17 protein-coding genes are annotated in these 19,188 nt (G+C 71.3%); 13 read left to right on the top strand and 4 right to left on the bottom strand.

Annotated elements, in window-relative coordinates:
• Both E1200_RS33760 and E1200_RS17310 read left to right on the top strand, forming a co-directional pair.
• On the top strand, positions 1–225 hold a 225-nt coding region (locus E1200_RS33760), incomplete at its 5' end, for a hypothetical protein (protein WP_207933394.1).
• Between the two features lie 59 nt (positions 226–284).
• A complete protein-coding gene (locus E1200_RS17310; RefSeq protein WP_131953066.1) occupies positions 285–977 on the top strand; it encodes a hypothetical protein in 693 nt (230 codons plus the stop codon).
• A 249-nt stretch (positions 978–1,226) separates the two neighbouring features.
• Here E1200_RS17310 and E1200_RS17305 read toward each other — a convergent pair whose 3' ends face one another.
• Both E1200_RS17305 and E1200_RS17300 read right to left on the bottom strand, forming a co-directional pair.
• Entirely contained in the window at positions 1,227–3,383 is a 2,157-nt protein-coding gene (locus E1200_RS17305; RefSeq protein WP_131953065.1) for a TerD family protein, read from the bottom strand.
• A 58-nt stretch (positions 3,384–3,441) separates the two neighbouring features.
• Complete coding sequence (locus tag E1200_RS17300; protein ID WP_131953064.1) at positions 3,442–4,695, bottom strand: acyltransferase; 1,254 nt, start codon at positions 4,693–4,695, stop codon at positions 3,442–3,444.
• A 130-nt stretch (positions 4,696–4,825) separates the two neighbouring features.
• Between E1200_RS17300 and E1200_RS17295 the strand changes: the two genes are divergently transcribed.
• The 10 genes from E1200_RS17295 (at position 4,826) to E1200_RS17250 (ending at position 15,363) form a co-directional block, all read left to right on the top strand.
• Positions 4,826–5,476 (top strand): nitroreductase family protein, encoded by a 651-nt coding sequence (locus tag E1200_RS17295; RefSeq protein WP_165950345.1) that lies wholly within the window; start codon positions 4,826–4,828, stop codon positions 5,474–5,476.
• 644 nt (positions 5,477–6,120) lie between these two features.
• Positions 6,121–6,906, top strand: a complete 786-nt coding sequence (locus E1200_RS17290; RefSeq protein WP_243708632.1) for an ABC transporter permease — start codon at positions 6,121–6,123, stop codon at positions 6,904–6,906.
• Positions 6,906–7,772: an ABC transporter permease gene (locus E1200_RS17285; RefSeq protein WP_243708631.1), complete on the top strand. Its 867-nt coding sequence runs from the start codon at positions 6,906–6,908 to the stop codon at positions 7,770–7,772. Before E1200_RS17290 ends, E1200_RS17285 begins: the two co-directional genes overlap by 1 nt.
• A complete protein-coding gene (locus tag E1200_RS17280; RefSeq protein WP_131953062.1) occupies positions 7,769–8,800 on the top strand; it encodes an MlaD family protein in 1,032 nt (343 codons plus the stop codon). The genes E1200_RS17285 and E1200_RS17280 overlap by 4 nt, the downstream gene beginning before the upstream one ends.
• Before the next feature lies 1 nt (position 8,801).
• Positions 8,802–9,878 (top strand): MCE family protein, encoded by a 1,077-nt coding sequence (locus E1200_RS17275; protein WP_131953061.1) that lies wholly within the window; start codon positions 8,802–8,804, stop codon positions 9,876–9,878.
• A 55-nt stretch (positions 9,879–9,933) separates the two neighbouring features.
• The gene (locus tag E1200_RS17270) at positions 9,934–10,965 is read left to right on the top strand and encodes an MlaD family protein (protein ID WP_131953060.1); all 1,032 of its coding nucleotides are present in this window, start codon (positions 9,934–9,936) and stop codon (positions 10,963–10,965) included.
• Positions 10,962–12,089: an MCE family protein gene (locus tag E1200_RS17265; protein WP_131953059.1), complete on the top strand. Its 1,128-nt coding sequence runs from the start codon at positions 10,962–10,964 to the stop codon at positions 12,087–12,089. The genes E1200_RS17270 and E1200_RS17265 overlap by 4 nt, the downstream gene beginning before the upstream one ends.
• A complete protein-coding gene (locus tag E1200_RS17260; protein WP_131953058.1) occupies positions 12,089–13,105 on the top strand; it encodes an MlaD family protein in 1,017 nt (338 codons plus the stop codon). Before E1200_RS17265 ends, E1200_RS17260 begins: the two co-directional genes overlap by 1 nt.
• Positions 13,102–14,379: an MCE family protein gene (locus E1200_RS17255; protein WP_131953057.1), complete on the top strand. Its 1,278-nt coding sequence runs from the start codon at positions 13,102–13,104 to the stop codon at positions 14,377–14,379. The genes E1200_RS17260 and E1200_RS17255 overlap by 4 nt, the downstream gene beginning before the upstream one ends.
• Before the next feature lie 15 nt (positions 14,380–14,394).
• Positions 14,395–15,363, top strand: coding sequence for a hypothetical protein (locus tag E1200_RS17250; RefSeq protein ID WP_131953056.1), 969 nt, complete (start codon positions 14,395–14,397; stop codon positions 15,361–15,363).
• 231 nt (positions 15,364–15,594) lie between these two features.
• On the opposite strand, the gene E1200_RS17245 is transcribed toward E1200_RS17250, so the two are convergent.
• Together E1200_RS17245 and E1200_RS17240 are read right to left on the bottom strand one after the other, a co-directional pair.
• Positions 15,595–16,482, bottom strand: a complete 888-nt coding sequence (locus tag E1200_RS17245; RefSeq protein WP_131953055.1) for a phosphorothioated DNA-binding restriction endonuclease — start codon at positions 16,480–16,482, stop codon at positions 15,595–15,597.
• A gap of 10 nt (positions 16,483–16,492) precedes the next feature.
• Entirely contained in the window at positions 16,493–18,247 is a 1,755-nt protein-coding gene (locus E1200_RS17240; RefSeq protein ID WP_131953054.1) for a hypothetical protein, read from the bottom strand.
• Here E1200_RS17240 and E1200_RS17235 point away from each other — a divergent pair.
• Positions 18,246–18,797, top strand: coding sequence for a gamma carbonic anhydrase family protein (locus tag E1200_RS17235; RefSeq protein WP_131953053.1), 552 nt, complete (start codon positions 18,246–18,248; stop codon positions 18,795–18,797). The genes E1200_RS17240 and E1200_RS17235 overlap by 2 nt on opposite strands.
• The last annotated feature ends 391 nt before the right edge of the window (positions 18,798–19,188 follow it).

Genomic DNA, 19,188 nt, shown 5'->3' with positions numbered 1-19,188 from the left:
GCCCGGGCCCCCGCGCCCGATCCTGTCCAGGCGCCTCCTCCGGCCGCGGCTCCCGCCCGCCGGGCCGCGTCCGCACCGTCCATTGAGCACGACCCGTTCGAGCGGGACCTTACGTCCGCGGTCCCCGTGGGCGCGGAGCGGTTCGTCGTCCCGCTGATCGTTGCGTGCCTGGGTGTGCTGGGGGTGCTCCTGCTGAGCGGCCTCGTGGCCGCCCTGCTGCCCTGACCGGAACACCCGGTCCTGACCACCCCGTCCACATGTCCACATCAGGAAGGACGCAGCGCATGACCGCCCCCGGAGAACCGGTGCCCGACCGCGGGAAGGCGATGCCGACCTACATCGCCCTGGACGTCTCCAAATCGATGGCGCAGCACGAGGACCTGCTGAACGAGACCCTCGCCAAGATCGTCAAGGAGCTGTACCTGAACCCGCGCGTCTCGGAGTTCGTGCACCTGTCGATCGTCGCGTTCTCGGCTGAGCCGACCGTCGTCGTGAAGATGACCGAGCTGACGCGGATGCGGCAGATGCCGGTGCTGCGCTGCCACGGCGGTACCCGGTTCGGCCCGCTGTTCGACCTGCTGCGCGACCGGATCGACATCGACGTGCCGCTACTGCAGGAGCACGGCTACAGCGTACTGCGGCCGGTCGTGTTCCTGCTCACCGACGGCGCACCCACCGATCGCCCGACCACCGCGTGGCAGGAGCCGCACCAGGCGCTGGTCGATCCGGATTGGAGGCGGCACCCGAGGATCATCAGCTTCGGCTTCGGTGAGGCCGTTGAGGAGATCCTGCGCCGCATGTCCACCGTTCAGACGTATATGGCGGACCCTGCGCTGGGTGATGCCGCCGCTGCCCTTCCCGAGGCCATGAACGGGATGCTGAGCAGCATGGTCGCGACGGCTCAGGCGCGCGAACTGCGGCTGCCGAACGAGGTCGCGGGATACAGAGTTCTGTCCGAGGAGTACGTAGAGCAATAGGCGCAGGCCGCATCGCCTTTAGCTTCTAATCTGTTGCTCAGGCCGGGGCGCGCGCAAGCGTACTTCGGCTTCTGGTGAGAAGCGGGGTTAGGTGGCCTTCCACTGTTCAAAGGCCTTTGGGAACGCGAAGCGGGCGCCGCCTTGGAGTGGGGGCGCCCGTTGCGTGGGGTGCGAGGGAAGCGAGGGGGCTGGGTTTACGAAATGTAAGAAGGAAGCCCTCTCATGGCCTCGCGGAGATCAGGCTAGCAGTCAGGCGGGGATCAGGTCGCCGAGATTCGCGAGAGTGAAGATCCGCGAGTCCGGGTGCAGGCCCTCGGGGCGGTCGAGGCCGATGTAGGTGACCGGGCCGGGCGGGGCGGTGCCGTCCCAGAGGGTCGTCCGCTCGGTGTCGAGGAGGTCCTTCAGGTGGCCGACGGTGAGGAAGCGGCGTTCCGCGATCCCGCGCACGAGCGTCGCCGTCGTCACCCGGTTACCCTCGACCTGGTTGAACTCCAGGTGGCCCCTGATGTGCAGGTGCAACCATTTGGCGCGCCAACGGCCGTCGTCGCCGCGCATGAACAGCAGCGGCAGCGCGATCCGGCCGGCGCCGCGCAGGTCCGACTTCATCCGGACGGTCCGCGCCTCGTAGGGGCGGCCCTGCTGCGCGCGGTCGCGGAGCATGAACCCGAAGAACGATTCCTCGACCTCGTCGAAACCCTCGCCGGAGTAGACGTTCACCTGCGGGATGACGAACCGCGCCTTGATGTTCTGCAGGGAGAGGTCGATGAACTCCGACGCGCCTTCGGGGGCCTCGGTGATGTCGCCGGAGTGCGTTCCGCCGACGGTGGTGAGGTTGGTGTAGGACAGCCATTCCGGGTCGCGGTAGTTCTCGTCGAGCAGGAGCGCCGAAAGGTCGAAGTCGGTCCTGCGTTCGCGCTGCCGCCAGTGGATGAAGAAGCGCAGGAGTTCCCCGTCGACGGGCGACACCGAACCGCGGGGCAGGACGCCGAGGCCGTGCCCGGCCGCCTTGCCGCTGAGCGGGAGCGCGACGCCGAGCGCGTCCGGGTCGACGACCAGGTGCCCGAAGGACGGCAGGCGCCCGCGGATCTCCGCGTCGATGAGGTCCGAGAGCCGCGCCACCGCGTCGGGATCGAGTGGGGCGCGCGTGTCGGGGGTCGCCACGCCGCGGCCGAGGCGGTTCGCGAACACGCGGGAACCGCCCGGCGCGTCGGTGCGGTTCAGCAGGTGCTCGCGCACCGACAGCAGTACCCGGCCCGACACCCGGTGCGCCACGGACTGCGCCGCGTCCAGGACGGCGTGCTCCGCGCCCGGGGCGCCGCGCAGCAGCCGGTCGAGCGAGCGGAACAGCAGGCCGGGCGCGCCGGCCGCCGCGCGGGCGGCGCCGGCGGTGTCGCCGGAGGCGAGCCGGGCCTCGATCCGCGCCGCGAACGACGGTGCGCGCTGCTCCCCGCGGGCGACCGCGAACACCTTCGCCGCGTGCGGCCACCGCGGGTACTCGTGCGGGTGGAGCCGCTCGCCGAGCCGCTTCCACGGTTCGCGCCGGGCGGCGACGTCGCCGAGCCTGCCCGGGTCCGCGGCCACCACGCCGTCGAGCGCGGCGAGCAGCGACCGCCGGACGGGACGCGGCAGCGGCCCGAACCGGGTCGGCTCCTGGAGGGTCACGTCGCCGCCCGACAGCGCGCACGCCAGGCGCAGGACGTCGGTGACGGTGTCGACCAGCGGGGCGACACCGGCCGTGACGCGGGCCTCGTTGATGAGGGCGCGGTTCTCCCGGACGGGGATGTGCTCGGGCTGCGTCCCGTCGGCGTAGCGCCCGGCGAGCCCGCGCAGGGCGGTGAGGCCGTCCTCGCCGAGCGGTGTCGTGCTGCCCGCGAGCCGCAGGTAGAGGCGCTCGCCCTCGGCGGCGAGGCCGTGGCCGAGGTGCAGCACCGTGACGCGGTCGCCGGCGGCGGTGATCAGCTCGTCGTGGACGGCGAGCATGTCCTCGTAGGTGTGCCGGTAGACGCCGTAGCCGGAGAGGGAGAGCAGGTTCAAGGTGCCTTTGCTGAGGGACTCCCTCGCGGCGGACTCCGCGACCGGGTCGAGGAGCGTCTTGCGCAGGAGGTCCGCCCAGAACTCCAGCGTGTCGGGCACGTTGTCCGGGAAGTCGCGGAAGTACGCGTTGTGGCGGACGTGGTCGCCCGCCATCTCCTGGACGGCAGGCAGTGTCCGCGCGGCGACGTCCAGGACGGCCGGCTCCGCCAGCTCCGACAGCGCGGCCAGGAGGTCCCGGGACAGCTTGAACCCGGCCGGCATGAGGGTCGCGTCGAGGCGGCGCGCGGCGGCGGCCCCGTCTCCGCGGGGCCCATCGGGGACGGGGACGCGGTGCGTGTGCCGGACGATCAGTTCGGGGAGCCAGGTGTTCACCGCGTAATGATCTAGTATCCGCGCAGCCCGCACATGGTTATTTGCCGGACATGTCGCTTCAGCTCAGGTCCGAGGTGAGGACGCGGGGTTTCGCCGCCGCCTCCTGGCGCCGGGCGGGGCGGGTGAGGCGGCGGCCGAGGCGCTGGGCGGGGGCCTCGATCCAGCGGTGGGACGCCCAGCTCAGCGCGAGCAGCACCGCGAGGAAGAGCGTCAGGCCGAGCAGGTCCTGCCGTGCGGGGATCTCCAGGAACTGCACCACCACCATGAGCAGCAGCGGATGCAGCAGGTACACCGAGAAGCTGATCGTGCCGAGGCCGGTCGCCCAGCGGGGGAAGCGCCGGTCGCGGAACCGCCAGGCCAGCGCGAACGTGCCCGCGGCCAGCAGGACGGCCCCGGACCAGACCAGCTGCGCGTGGAACCCGCCCTGGGCGTTGTGCCACGTCCCGGCGGCGACCGCGCCCGCCAGGACGGCGGCGGCCGTCAGCGCGCCGGTGCGCCGGGTGATCTGGCCGTGCTCGGCGCGGTGGACGACCGTGCCGAGGAACATGACCGCCAGCATGATCAGCCCCTCCCAGGCGCCGATGCGGCCGTTCACCGTCACCAGGACGAGGGCGATCAGGCCGCCGAGCAGCCCGCCGGCCACCCGCGGCGCGGGACGGTTCGACACCGCCGCCGCGATCGCGACCACCAGCGCCGCCGTGGTCACCGCGACGACCGGGCCGGCGCCCGCGGTGCGCGACAGCAGGGCGTGCGGCGCGTACGTGCCGGTCAGCAGCCCGGTCGCGGTCAGCGAGACGGCCACCAGCGCGACGACCGTGAGCACGAGGGAGACGGACGCGGACCGCCGGTGCCCGCCCACCACGAACAGCGCGACGATCAGCAGGTAGAAGGCCATCTCGTAGGAGAGCGTCCACAGGACGTTCATGGCGTTGGGGACGTCGAGGAGGTCCTGCAGCATGGTCGCGTGCGCGAGGACGGCGGTCGCGGGGGAGTACTGCTCCAGCCCCGCCCGCAGCCCGAGGACGCCGAGCAGGAAGGGCAGCACCGCGAGCAGGCAGGTCACGGCCAGCAGCGGGTAGATGCGGAAGAACCGGCCGATCCAGAAATTGCGCACGCTGCCGCGCCGCTCCAGCGACACGGGGATGATGTACCCGCTGACCAGGAAGAACACCAGGACGCCGCATCTGCCGGGATCGAACCAGTCGGTCAGCCACGTCCGGACGGAGGGCAGGTACACGTAGCTCGCGTGGTGCAGGGCCACCGCCAGGGCCGCGCCGCCGCGCAGCGCGTCGAGCCACCCGAGTCTGGACATAGAGGAAGGAACGTCCGAAGCAGTGCCCATCCCGACAGACTAGGTGGAGTCGCTTGACTGCGCGGCCGAACTCCGGGAACACCAGCTCGTAACGGCGGTTTCCCGCCGCAACTGGGGCACCATGAGCATCATGACGACGCTACCGCTTGGCCCGGACGAACTGCTCACTACGACGCGCACCGTGCGCAAGCGCCTCGACCTGGACCGTCCCGTGCCGCTGGACCTCGTCCGCGAGTGCCTGGAGATCGCGCTGCAGGCGCCGAGCGGGAGCAACCGGCAGGGCTGGCACTGGATCGTCGTCACCGACCCGGACACCCGCGCGGCGATCGGGGAGCACTACCGGCGCGCGTTCAGCGCGTACGCGGCGTCCGGCGCGTCGGCCGCCGCGCTGTACGGGGACGACCCCGACCGCGCCGCGGTGCAGCGCCGCGTCGGCGACAGCGCCGCCCACCTCGCCGAGCGCATGGGCGACGTGCCCGTGCTGGTCATCCCGTGCCTGCGGCTGGACGGCGGGAAGCTCCCGGCCGGCAACCAGGCCGGCCTCTGGGGCTCGCTGCTGCCGGCCGTCTGGAGCTACGCCCTCGCGGCGCGGGCGCGCGGGCTCGGCACCGCCTGGACGTCGCTGCACCTCGTCTACGAGGCGGAGGTGGCGGAGCTGCTCGGCCTCCCCGCGGACGTTCGCCAGGGCGCGCTCATCCCCACCGCCTACTACACCGGCGACACGTTCCGCCCTGCGCCCCGCGTCCCCCTGGACGAGGTCCTGCACCTCGACCGTTGGTAGGCGTGCGCCCGGCGGGACCCCGGGCGTCAGATGCGTCCTGCACCTCGCCGCGCGCGACCGCTGGTAGGCCGCGGCGGCACGGCGCGCTCCGGTGGGCCCCGGACGTTGGACGCGTCCTGCACCTCGACCGCTGGTAGGCCGGCGGCGCCCGCGGGCCCCCGACGTCGGGCGCGTCCCGCAGCGTGTTCGGCCGGTCTCTTATTGGCGCACCGCCAATAAGCTATTGCCGTAGCGCCAATAAGGCTCTAGTGTCTGCATCACCGGGCGGCGGGCCGGAGCCCTGACCGCCCGGCACCAGTGGTTCGAGTCGTCCCGCGCACCCCCCGTGCGGGGCCGCTCACCGGCCCCTCCCCGGACTCGTCCGGACGGGGGGACGGAGCTCGCCCGCGAGCGCTACCGGAAGGGGAAGCAGGACATCTTCGACGACTGACCGGGAGCTTCCCGGCCCCGGAACGGCCGCCGAATCCAGACCGCCGGCGGCCCCGCGTGATCACGTCTTCGCGCCAGGCGCACGCGGGGCCCGCCGGTTCCCTTTCCGCCACCCGGCTTGTCAGCGCGGCCCGACCGCCTGTACACATGTGCTTGCACTTTAGTAAGTGCGTACTTGCGCAGGCCATGCCATCGCGAAGGAAGTGATAGGTCCCTTGTCCGCCATCGACATCCCGCGGCGGGTCCACGGCTTGCTCGACGAGGTCGGCGAGCTGTTCGTCATCGCCCTTGAGGCCGTCCGCCGGACCTGGGACGTGCGGAGCTGGATCTGGGAGTTCATCGAGCAGGCATGGTTCCTCGCCCGCGTGACGAGCCTGCCGGTGATCCTGGTGTCGCTGCCCCTCGGCGCCACCGTCGCCCTCCAGGTCGGCCAGCTCGCCGCCCAGCTCGGCGCCCAGTCCGCGACCGGCGGCGCCGTCGTGGTCGGCCTGGTCCGCGAGGTCGCGCCGATCGCCGCCGCACTGATCATCGCGGGGGCGGGCGGATCGGCGATGACCGCCGACATGGGCGCCCGCCGGATCCGCGACGAGCTGTCGGCGATGGAGGCGATGGCGGTCAACCCCGTCCACCGGCTCGTCACCCCCCGGCTCTGGGCCGCCAGCCTCGTGTCGACGCTGCTGGCCTCCCTGGTCATCGTGTCGGGCGCCGCCGGCGGCTTCGTGTTCAACGTCCTGCTGCAGGACGTCACGCCCGGCGCCTACTTCGACGGAGCGGTGTCGCTGCTCCAGACCTCCGACCTGCTGGTCACCCTGCTCAAGGCGTGGCTGTTCGGCGTGGTCGCCGCCATCGTCGCCTGCTACATGGGGATGACCTGCGCGGCGAGCCCCGTCGGCGTCGGCCGCGCCGTCAACCGCGCGATCGTCGTCGCGTTCCTGCTGGTGTTCGCCCTCAACTACGTGATCACGACGGTGTACTTCGTCGCGTTCCCGCCGAGGATCTGATGGCCGGACTGCCCGTGATGGAGAAGGTCGCCCCGCGCGCCGCGCGCGCCGGGTCGGCGGCGCTGGAGCGCTCCGGCGACCTGGCCCAGTGGCCGGTGTTCATCTACCGCATCCTGCTGTACTCGGTGCGGGACCTGATCCTGCGCCGCAAGTACACCAAGACGATCGCCCGGCACGTCAGCGACGTGGTCGTCGGCGTCGGCGCCAGCGTCGTCGGCGGCGGCATGATCTTCGTCATCTTCACGATGGCGTTCTTCGTCGGCACCGAGGTCGGGCTGCAGGGCTACACCGGGCTCCAGTCGATCGGCGCGCAGTCGTTCATGGGCCTGGTCGGGTCGTTCGCCAACGTCCGCGAGATCACCCCGGTGATCGCGGCGGTGGCGCTCGCCGCGCAGTGCGGGTCGGCGTTCACCGCGGAGCTCGGCGCGATGCGCATCTCCGAGGAGATCGACGCCCTGGAGGTCATGGGCATCGGGTCGTTCGCCTACCTCGTGTGCACCCGCGTCGTGGCCGCGCTGATCGCGCTCGTCCCGCTGTACCTCATCGCGCTGTTCGCCAGCTTCTTCGCGACCCGGCTGATCAGCACGGGCTTCTTCGACCTGGCGCCCGGCGTGTACGACTACTACTTCCGGCTCTACCTGCCGACGATCGACCTGGTCTACAGCGCGATCAAGGTCGGGGTGTTCGCCTTCGCGGTGATCACCATCCACTGCTACTACGGCTACTACGCGAGCGGTGGCCCGGCGGGTGTGGGACGCGCCGCGGGCCGGGCGATCCGGCTGTCCATCATCGTCATCGTCGTGCTGAACCTGCTGCTGTCCTACGTCTTCTGGGGCAGCGGCGCGACCGTGAGGCTCACCGGATGATCAATGACGAGATCTCGCTGCCCCGCCGCCTGCTGATCAGCGCGATCACGCTCGCGGTGCTGGCGTCGGCGCTGTACGTGCTGGTCGCCCGCCCCTGGCGCGACCCGGGAACGGTGCTCACCGCCGAGTTCGGCCGCGCCGGGCAGGGCCTCGGCAGCGGCGCCCCCGTGAAGATCCGCGGCGTGACCGTCGGGGCGGTCGACGAGGTCGGGCTGACCGGCGGCGGGCGGGCCCGGCTCACCCTCCGGCTGGACCCCGGGACGAAGGTCCCCGACACCGTCACCGCGTCGATCGTGCCCGCGTCGGCGTTCGGCCCGAAGTACGTCGACCTGCTGCCCGGCGCGCACTCCCGCACCGGCCCCTACCTGGCGTCCGGGGCGCGGATCACCCGCACCTCCGACCCGCGCGACCTGTCGGACCTGCTCGGCCGCGCCGACACCGCCCTCGGCGCCGTCGACGCGCGGGAGGTGCAGGTCATCGTCCGGACGATCGCCGCCGGCCTCGACGGGCAGGGCGCCCGGCTCGGCGAGACCATCGACCAGACGGGCGTCCTGCTGGGCGTCGCGCACCGCAACCGCATGAACGCCCGCCGGTTCATCGGCGACTCCGCAGACCTCGCCGGCGCGGTCTCCGACAAGGGCGACGAGCTGACCGGCATCACCGGAAACACCAACACCGTGATCGACGCGGCGGCCCAGGGCAAGGGCAGGCTCGCCGGGTTCGCCGACGGCCTGTCGGACGTGTCGCTCCTCGCCGCGCACGGGTTCGACAAGCGCGGCGGGCAGCTCGGCCAGGCGTTCCGCTCCTCCGAGCGCACCGCACGGATCATCTACGCCCAGCTCGGCCTCCTCGGCGACGGCGTCCGCACCGGCAACCAGATCCTGCCGCTCTACGGCGAGCTGACGTCGCTGCAAGGCGTCGAAGGCAAGAACTACATCCGCTCCCAGGGGTACCTGCCGTCCGACCCGTGCGGGCTGCTCCTCGGGCTGTGCGGCCCCTACGGCGCTCCCGCCCCGGGAGGTGGGTGACATGGCGAGGTTCCTCGGCAGCAAGCAGTCCCGGGAGCGCGCCGGCCTGGTCATCCGGCTGGTGACGTTCGTGACGGTCACCGGCGTCCTCACCGCGTTCATCGGGATGCAGATCGCCCGCGTCGACACCGAGGGCGGCTGGCAGGTCAGCGCCACCTTCGACGACGCCAGCGGGCTGCTGAAGGGCGACGAGGTCAAGATCGCCGGGGCGCCGGTCGGCCAGGTGGACGAGGTGAAGGTCGTGGACGGCAAGGCCCGCGTCCGCCTCACCGTCCGCGACACGGTCAAGGTCCCCGCCGACAGCGAGGCCGCGATCCGCTGGCGGGACGCCATGGGCCGCCGCGTCGTGTACCTCGTGCCGGGCAAGAGCCCCGACAAGATGCGGCCCGGCGCGCACATCACCCGCACCCGCTCCGTCGTCGACGGCAGCGCCCTGATCGAGCAGCTCGGCCCCCTCGTCCGCAGCCTGGACGTCAAGGAGGTCAACACGGTCCTGGTGTCGCTGTCGGAGGCCCTCGACGGCAACGCCGACAACATCGACCGGCTCATCGCCGACATCGACGTCCTGTCGGCGTCGATCGCGCGGCGGCGGGCGCTGCTGAAGCGGATGCTGGACGACTACGCCACCGTCACCGGCATCATCGCCCGCCGCGACAAGCAGATCGGCTCCGCCATCGACGACCTCGTCAGCCTCGGCGACGCGTTCGCCGACAACCGCAAGCTCGTCGACGGCAGCCTCGTCCAGCTCGCCGCGCTCACCCGGACCTCGGACGCCGTCCTCGCCCGCAACGAGCGCGAACTCGGCCAGGTCATCCACCGGCTCGCGGCGTTCAGCGGCGGCGTGAGCCGCAACCGGGCCGCGGTCCTGCAGGTCCTGAAGTCGATCACGCCGAAGCTGCGCAACATCTTCGCCGCCGTCGACAACGGCCAGTTCGTGGAGGCGGCCATGCCCTGCCTGACGCTCGCGGCGCCGCCCTGCCCGTACCCGACGCGGCTGCCCGGCCCGCGCGAGGGGGCGCAGAGCGTCAACACGCCGGAAGCCCTGGAGAAACTGATCGTCGGGGGGACCAAGTGGTGATGAAGCCCTGCCGCCGCGGCGCGGCGCCGGTGCCGGCACCGGTCGGGGGGTCCAGATGGCCATGAAGTCGTTCCGGGACCGGAACCGGATCGTCGTCGGGCTGGTCTCGGCCGGCACGCTGATGGCGCTCGTCGTCGCGGTCTACTTCGTCGGGACCCGCGGGCTGCTCCAGGACCGCTACACCATCACCGGCGTCTTCGAGGGCACCGGCAACCTGCGCTCCGGGGACGAGGTGCGGGTCGCCGGCGTCCGCGTCGGCGAGGTCACGTCCGTGGAGCCCGACCACCGCCGCGGCCACGTCGTGATCGGCTGGAAGGTGGACGGCGAGATCGACCTCGGCCCCGCCACCCGCGCGGAGATCAAGGTCGCCAACGTGCTCGGCGGCCGGTACCTGCGGCTGTCCGGCCCGGTCGCCAAGCCGCACCTGGCCGACATGCCGGAGGACAAGCGCCGCATCCCCCTCGACCGGACCCAGGTGCCCACGACGATCAACAACGTGCTGGACGACTCCGCCCGCACCGTCTCCAAGCTCGACACCAGGGCGATCAACAAGATCGTCGCCGAGCTGAACGGGATCGGCGACGAGGACCGCGGCAGGCTCGGCGACGCCCTGTCCAACCTCGCGGACCTCGCCGAGACGGTCAACGAGTCCGAGCCGCAGATCGAGGAGCTGCTGTCCAACGGCGACCGCGTCCTCAAGCTCGCCAAGGCCAAGGACGCCGAGCTGTCGCGGCTGCTCACCAACGTCCAGATCATGCTGGACGAGCTGCGCAAGCGCCGCGCCGAGCTGTCGGCGTTCCTCGGCAGCGGCAACCGCACCGTCGAGAGCCTCACCCGGGTCATCGACCGGCAGCAGGCGAAGCTGCTGTCGCTGGTCGCCGACCTGCGCGGCACCCTCGGCACCCTCCGCCCCGCGACCGGCGACTTCAACACGCTGCTCGCCTGGGCGGGACCGACGCTGTCCGGGCTGGCCGGGAGCGGCGGGCAGGGCCCCTGGCTGGAGGTCCTCGCGACCGGCCTCGGCCCGCTGTCCCCGCAGGACCTCGCCGGCCTCGCCGAACTCGCACCCCCGGAGGCCCGGCGATGAGAGACGAGCCGATGACGGACGAGGCCCTGAAGGACGAGGCCCTGGCGCACGGGAAGACGCCCGCGAACGGCTGGGGCAGGTACGGCGCGGTGGTGAAGCGTTCCGTCGCGGCCGTCACCGCCCTCGCCCTGACCGCGTCCCTCGGCGGCTGCGGGATGGTGGGCGAGCCCACCTACTCGATGACCGTCTACTTCCCCAGCGCGCCGTCCCTGTACAAGGACTCCCAGGTGAAGGTGATGGGCGCCGACGCAGGCACCATCACCTCCATCAAGAGCGAACGCAACCGCGTCCGCGTGGACTTCGAGGTCAAGAGGACCGTGCCCGTCCCGGCCGAGGCGCACGCCGCCATCGAGGCCGCCGACGCGCTCGGCGAGCGGTTCGTCAGCCTGCACCCCGTGTGGAAGCCCGGTATGCCGAAGGCGAAGCCGGGCACCGTCATCCCGCAGGAACGCACCGAGCTGCCCATCGAGATCGACGACGCGCTCGCCGCGTTCGCCAAGCTCAACGAGTCGATCGACGGCAGCGCCCTCGGGCCCGCGGTGAACCGCGCCGCCGAATCCCTCCGCGGCCGCGGCGACGGCATCAACGACGCCCTGCACAACACGTCGGAGCTGACCCGCGACCTCGCGGCGCAGGACAAGCGGATCGTCTCCCTCGCCGACGGCCTGCACTCCCTCGCCGCCGACCTCAACGCACGCGACCGGAAGCTGTCGGACCTGCTCAGGTCCTTCTCCAGCACCGGCCGCACCCTCGCCCAGGAGCGGCAGGCGCTGCGCGACTTCATCGCGGGCCTCGCCGCCGCCATCCGCAAGAGCGAGGTGCTCGTCACCGCCTACCGCGAGACGCTGCCGAGCACCGTGGCGGACCTGTCCAACATCATCCTGACGCTCAAGGGCAACGTCGCCGGCCTCACCCAGGCCATCGACAGCCTCGGCCGGTTCGCCAACGTCGCCATCGACGCGTGGGACCGCCGCAACCACGTCGCCACCATCCGCGTCGTCGTGCACGGCACCGTCCGGGCGTGGCTCCAGCCGCTGTTCACCGCGATGGGCTGGGGCACCGTCCCCTGCGTCGAGGGCAACCAGGACCTCGGTGACTGCGCTCCGGCGCCGGGAGGGCCGTGATGACACGCAAACTCATGACCTGCGCGCTGGTCGCCGTCCTGATCATCGGCCTGGGGGGCTGCTCCCTGCAGACCGCCGGCGCGCCGAAGGGCGACCTGACCCTGCACGCCACGTTCGACGACGTGCAGAGCCTCGTCCCCGGGCACAGCGTCCAGGTCGCCGACATCCGCGTCGGCACCGTCACCACCGTCCGGCTGGACGGCTACCGCGCCCGCGTCACCATGTCGCTGCGCGACGAGCACCGCGTCCCCACCGGCACTACCGCCACGATCGCCAAGTCGTCCCTGCTCGGCGAGAACTACGTGCGGCTCGACCTCGCGCCTGGACGCCGCCTCGACACCGGCCCGTACCTCGCGTCCGGCGCCGCCATCGACCGCACCGCCGTCCAGCCCGACCTGGAGCAGATCAGCGCGAAGGTCGGCCCGCTCCTCGCCGCGCTCGGCGGCCAGGACCTCGCCACCATCAGCAGCGAGTCCGCGACCGCGCTCGGCGGCCGGGGACGCAAGCTGAACACGCTCATCGCCCGCGCCACCGAGGTCGGCGACCAGTACGCCGCCGCCAGCAACGACCTGGGCCGCGCGCTCGACTCGCTCGCGCAGCTCGGCACGTCGCTGCGGCAGGGCTCGAAGGAGATCGACCGGCTGCCCGGCAACGTCGAACTCGCCACCCAGCGCCTCCATGACGACCGCGACAACCTCAAGCGCACCATCCAGTCGCTCCTGGAACTGGCCACCTCCGTCAACGGCAGGGTGCAGCAGCGCCACGCCGCGCGGCTCGCCGCCCTCCTCGCCCGCGCCGACGAGCTGCTCACCGCCGCGCTGCGCGGACGCGACGAGCTGAAGGCGCTCACCGGGAGCGTCCTGGACTTCCTGCGCGGCCCCTCCGTGTCGCACAGCGGCCAGGCGCTCCTCTTCCTCTGGATCAAGGGTTTCCTGCCGCATCCCGGCGCCGCCACCACCACCGCGGCGTCCGGCGGGCGGCAGGACCTCAACGGACTGCTGAGGCCGCGCTCATGAGATATCCCCGCGTCGCCATCAACCTGATCTTCTTCCTGCTGCTGGGCATCGCGCTCAGCGTGTGGGCCGTGCGCAGCCTCATCCACATCGACGCGCTCGAACGGCCCTTCACCGTCACGGCCGACTTCGAGACCTCGCCCGGCCTGCACGGCGACCTGGAGGTGACCCACCTCGGCGTCGCCGTCGGCGAGGTCGGCGACATCAGGCTGCAGGGCGACCACGTCGCGGTCGACCTCGACATCCGCCGCGAGGCGCGGATCCCCGCCGGCGTCGGCGCCCGCGTCCTGCGCAAGTCCGCGATCGGCGAACCGTACATCGAGTTGACGCCGGGCAAGGCCGACGGGTCGCGGACGCTGAAGAACGGCGACCACATCCCGATCTCCCGCACCGCCGGGACCACCGACTACAAGCAGCTCTTCGAGGGCATCAGCGGCACCCTCGACGCCGTCGACCCGCGCGATACCCGTACGCTCGTGCACGAACTGGCCACCGGTCTCGAAGGGCGCGGTACCGACCTGCACGACATGATCTCCGATACCCACCGCCTGACCGGCACCCTCGCGGCCGAGGCCGGCACGCTGGACGCCCTGTCCCGCGAGCTGACCCGCCTCACCGCGACCCTCACGGCGCACCGCGGCGACATCGCCTCCGGCGTCAACGACCTGGCGCTGGTCAGCACCTCCCTGCGGCAGTCGACCCGCGACATGAACATCGTCCTCGACGACGGCCCCGGCGCCATGCGGAACATCCACGCCCTCCTCCAGGAGGCCCGCCCCGGCCTCAACTGCCTCCTCACCGCGGCGGCGACGCCCACCGCCCCGCTGATGACCACCGAGAACCAGCGGAAGATCAACGAGGTGCTGCGGCTCGTCCCGACCCTCAACGCGCTCGTGAAGGACGTCACCGCGGTCGATCCCACCGGCCGGTACATTCGGGTCACGCCGGTCATCACCCTCACCGGCTCCAAGGCGGCCACCGAGTACACGACCCCGGTCGCCAAGCCCACCGCGCCGCAGCTCACCTACTGCGACGCCAACGTCCAGGACCCGGAGGTCGCCGCGGCCGCCGCCAAGATCAAGCCCACTCCGGGGGCGCGGCCCGGCACCGGTGCCCTGGGCACATCGCCGAACGCCGACCTGCGGCCGGTGAGCGACACCGAGGACCACCCGTCCGCACGCTGGCTGCCCCTGCTGCCCCCCGTGCTCGGCGGTGTGATCGTCCTCGCGACCGCCAGCAACGCACTGCGCGCCCTCGTCCGGCGCCGTTCCAGCTAAGCCTCGGAGGACCCCGTGACCAGGACCGACACCAGCAAGCCCAGCAAGCCGGAGGACCCTGCCGCGGAGGAAGACCCGGTCGAGGAGCAGCCCGCCGACGAGCAGGCCGCCGACGAGCAGGCCGAGGCCGAGGAGCCCACCGACGAGAAGCCCGCCAAGGAGGACGCCGCCGAGGAGCCGAGCGCCGAGGACGACTCCACCGAGGACCAGGCCGAGCCCGCCAAGAAGAAGCCCCTGAAGAAGGAGCCCGCCAAGCGCGAGTCCGGCAAGCGCGAGTCCGGCAAGCACGAGTCCGGCAAGGACGAGCCCGCCAAGGACGAGCCCGGTGAGCCGGTGGCCGTCGTGGAGGGGGGCGTCAAGAAGGTGGCCGGCGACGGCGGCGGCGACGGTGGTGCCCGGAAGCGGTCGCGGGCGCGGATGCCGGGCAAGGCCGTGCTGGTCAGGGCGACGGTCGCGGTGGCGCTCATCGGGTCGATCATCACGGCCGGGCTGCAGTGGTACCAGGCCGACCAGGCGGCGCAGCGGGACGCGGAGCGCCGCGAGGTCCGCACCAGCGCGGCGGAGTTCGGCGAGGCGCTGCTCAGCTACGACCACACCAAGCTCCAGGCGGCGCGCGACCGCGTCCTCGGGCTGGCGTCGGACGACTTCGCCAAGACCTACGACGAGGCGTTCACCGGCGGTCTCGAAGGCGTCATCACGAAGCTGAAGGCGAACGCGACGGCGACGGTCCGCGCCGTGTACCTGGAGGAGATCGAGGCGGGCACGGCGAAGGCCGTCGTCGTCATGGACTCCGAGGTGACCAGCTCGGCCGGCACCCGCCGCGTCCTCGGCTCCTACCTCGACATGCGGCTGGCGCGCCGCGGCGACGACTGGAAGGTCACCGAGGTCACCTCGGTCGGCGCGGCGAACGAGACGATGACCAACCCGGACGGCGAGCAGGAGAAGCCGGGCGCGGGCGTCCCGTCCCCGGACCCGAGCCCCTGACCTGAGCCGGACGTGAACCGGGCCGGTGCCACGCAGGCGCCGGCCGGCACGCCCCAGCTCCTCATACTGGTCGTGGCGGCCCCACCTCGCCCACCAGCCCGGCTCGCAGGGCGAACCAGCCCGGCTCGCGGGGCGAACCAGCTCGGCTCGCGGGGCGAACCAGGCCGGACGCCCGGCGAAGTTCGGCTGAACAGCCGAAGGATCGGCATCCCGCCCGGCGAAATCCGCTGATCAGGCCGCGCGGGCCGGGGCACGGAAGACCTGCTTCGCGTGCCACCTGATGTGCTCCGCGTCGACCGGCGCCAGGCCCCGCTGCGGCTCCAGCGCCCGCCGTCCCGCCAGGTCGAGGACCAGGCTCTGGGACGTCGCCGCGCGGGCGATGTACTTGCGCGACACCGTGATGCCGCGGTCATCGGTCAGGCCGACCACGCCCCGGTCGAACAGCCGGTGGTGCAGTGCGCACAGGCAGATCCCGTTGCCCAACTCGTCGGGGCCGTCGAACGTCCGCCACCGGACGTGCGCGGCGTCCAGCCCGACCGCGACCCCGTCGAGCCAGCCGTCGTAACCGCAGAAGGCGCAGCGGTACTCGTACGCCTCCAGCACGCCCGGCCGGAATGCCGGGTCGCGGCGCCCGAACTCGTCGCTGACATGGGCCGTCAGTTCGGCGTCCTCCAGATCGAGCCCGACCATCTGGCATATGTCGGCGTGCAGCGAAGGGGCGAAGTTGGCGTCCAGCAGGGCCCGCACCAATTGGGGAAGCAGCGCCGAATCCTCGGTGAGCGCGGCGGCGAGCTTGGGATGCAACCGGCCGCGCGCGTGCAGTGCCCTCAACGGCCCCACATTGGGACCTGGACTGCCCCCGCCATCGGCCGTCGTGACCTCCCAAAGGCGGTCGGTCGTCAAATGGTGGAACGGATAACCCGCACTGGTCGGCCGGGGCGGGCCGAACTCCTGGAGCAGCCGGTCGAGGTCCTTCTCCGCCGCCGAGAACTCGATCGGGTGGGGTCCCTCGTTGCGGAATCGCCCCAGCGCGTAAAGCAGGAGGAGGGGTTTGTGAGGAGCGCGTTCACCGTGGCGCGAGTAGCGTCGGACGCCGAGAACCCGCTCCACCCAATCCACGCCCGCCACCCTAATCCGGCTTGGTGCCGGCCGTGTAGTTGTTCAGGAGCCGCTGGAGCGTCGTCTTCGCCGCCTGGTCGGGGCCGGCCTCGATCGCCTTGGACACGGCGTCGTTCCAGTCGGCGGCCGCCTCGTCGGTCGTGGCCTTGAACTCGTCCTGTATGGCGCCGCCGGAGAGGAGACCGGCTATGGCGATCGCCGGGCGTCCCCAGCCGCGGCCTTCGGCGGTGAGGGAGACGTCCATTGTCCAGTGGTCGTCCTCTGCCTGGGAGCCCACGACGGAAAAGGTTCCCTCTCCGAGTGGCTGCTCGATTCGCGCGACGAAGGCCGGACCACCGTCGCCTGCCCACCAGCGCTCAAGGTCTCCCTCGGCCGTAACGCTGAGCCGCGTGACGGCCTCGTGTTGGCCGTCGAACGCGAGCCGCACAAGCGTCGGGTTGAGTTCAACCCATCCGGTCTGCGCATTCTCCGAGGTGGTGAACTCGATTCGACTGTGGCCGTCCGCATCCCAGGCGGTCACGCTGACGTCCAGCGAGGCGGTTCGCTTCTCCTCGCCCTCGCTCTCGTCGTGGCTCTCGCCCTCGTCGTTCTCGTCCAGGGCGACGCGGTACCGAGCGCCGGGCTGGATGTGCTCGCCTTCGAGAAGCCGGACATCGGCGGACGTGTCCGCGAGGCGCCCGTTCTCGAAGCGCAGTTCTCCGACGTGGCGTTGGAAAGCCGCCACGTACTCATCGAACCATTCACGCGAGACGGCCGTGACCTTCACCTGATGCTGGACGGCGACGCGCTCCTGGTACCCCCGCTCCACCATGCCCGGAACCGCCCCGTTCCAGGCGGCCTCAGTTCGTTCGCAACGCTTGCTCAGAGCACGGCGGATACGGCTCCGCATGACGAGCAGACCGACCGCAGCCAATGGACGCGCGATCCAGCGACCACGGAGCCGGACGGTGCTGTTCACGCTCCAACGGTCGTCAGCGTCCTTTCCGCGCTCGATGGCAATGGACGCCAGAGCGAATGGATGCTTGATCCGCAGGGAGATGGGCGGTGTGGTGCGCGGCCCGAGAGTGGCCCACCAGTCCTCGAACCGTCCCTCCGCCTCCCAACTCGCGCGCATGAGCATGCGCACCGGGCGTGGCCCCTTGTAGTCGCCTTCCACGCGAAGGGTGTGCAGCCGTTGACCGGCCGTGCGCAGCTTCGCCCGCGCATTGACGACCTGGTCCTCGATATCGGCCCTGATCTCGACCTCCGATTCACCGGTGCGGTTCCAGGACACCACTTTGAGTTCGGCGTAAGGCTCGTCATCGTCCGACTTCTGCACCTGATACCGGGCCCCGGCGGTGAGATGCTCACCTTCAACCAGGCGCAAGTTGCCAGAGCCATCGCCTCCGGCGTCCAGATCGTCGCTACCGAGGGACGCTTTCTCCAAGACGTCCAGCAGTGCGCGAACAACTTCGTCCACTAGAGAGCGGGGAACGGGGATGAGGGTGAGAGTGTCCTGAAACCGGGCCATGGCGGACATAGTCCCGCAGTCCATCAAATTCCGCCATTGCTTAGTCAACGAGTTCGGACATCGGCAGGAGCCCCGACCGGACACCGCCGCATGGTCCTCCCGTCCGATCGTGAGCCGCCCATCACCGGCGTCCCAATCCTCAACGCTCACCCCGTGGTCGTGCTCATCCGCGAAGACGCGGACGACGATCGGCCCTTCCCCGTGCAGATAGGTCCTCAAGAGTTCACGGACGTGGGCGGATAGGTTGATCCACATGTCGCTCTACTCGTTCGAGGGAAAAACCCCGGTCGTGCACCCGGACGCCTTCGTCGCCCCGACGGCCACGCTGGTCGGTGAGGTGATCGTGGAGGCCGGCGCGTCCGTCTGGTACAACGCCGTGCTGCGCGCCGACTATGCGCCGGTGATCATCAGGGCGGGTGCCAATGTCCAGGACGGTGCGGTCCTGCACGCGCCGCCCAACCTGCCCTGCGAGATCGGGGAAGGTGCCACGGTGGCCCATCTGTGCCTGGTGCACGGGGCCACCGTCGGCCGCGAGGCGATGATCGCCAACCATGCCACCGTCCTGGACGGCGCCGTCATCGGCGCCCGCTCGATGATCGCCGCCGGGGCGCTGGTCCCGGGCGGCGCCAACATCCCGGACGAGGTGGTCGCCATGGGCAGCCCCGCCAAAGTCAGAGGACCCATCGCAGGCACCAACGCGGAGTTCTGGGTGGCCACCAACCCCCAGGCATATCGGGATCTTGCCGCCCGCCACAGGACAGGGATACGCCCCGTCGCTCCATCTCCTGACGAGTCACCTTCCTAACGAGTCGGCGGCGCCCCCTCTCGCTTATGCGGCCTCACCTTCGGCAGGCTGCATCTTCTGGGCGGCCCCGGCAGACTCTCGACGACCCCGAAGTCCTCACGTCGCCGGGCCTTGCCACCAGGCCGGCAGCGGTTTTACCGCCGCCCATTGGTCACTTCAGGCGATGGCCTAGGACGGCGGTTGACTGGGACGGTGTGTGCTGCGGGGAGAAGCGGCCCCACGTCGTGCGACCGGTTCATCGAGCGTCCAGAGGACGTGGACTATTGAGGTTTTGCCAGCAAGAATGATCCGGACAGTGGCTACTTCTCGGACATGATCGAGCATGTTCGGGAAGACTCGCGGACAGACGGGACCGGCCGGAAACGGGACGTGGAGCCCCGGTAGAAGAGGT

The organism is Actinomadura sp. GC306 (assembly GCF_004348665.1).
Lineage (GTDB): Bacteria > Actinomycetota > Actinomycetes > Streptosporangiales > Streptosporangiaceae > Spirillospora.
Note: the sequence above shows the minus strand (reverse complement) of the source record. Positions and strands in the feature narration are given on the sequence as shown.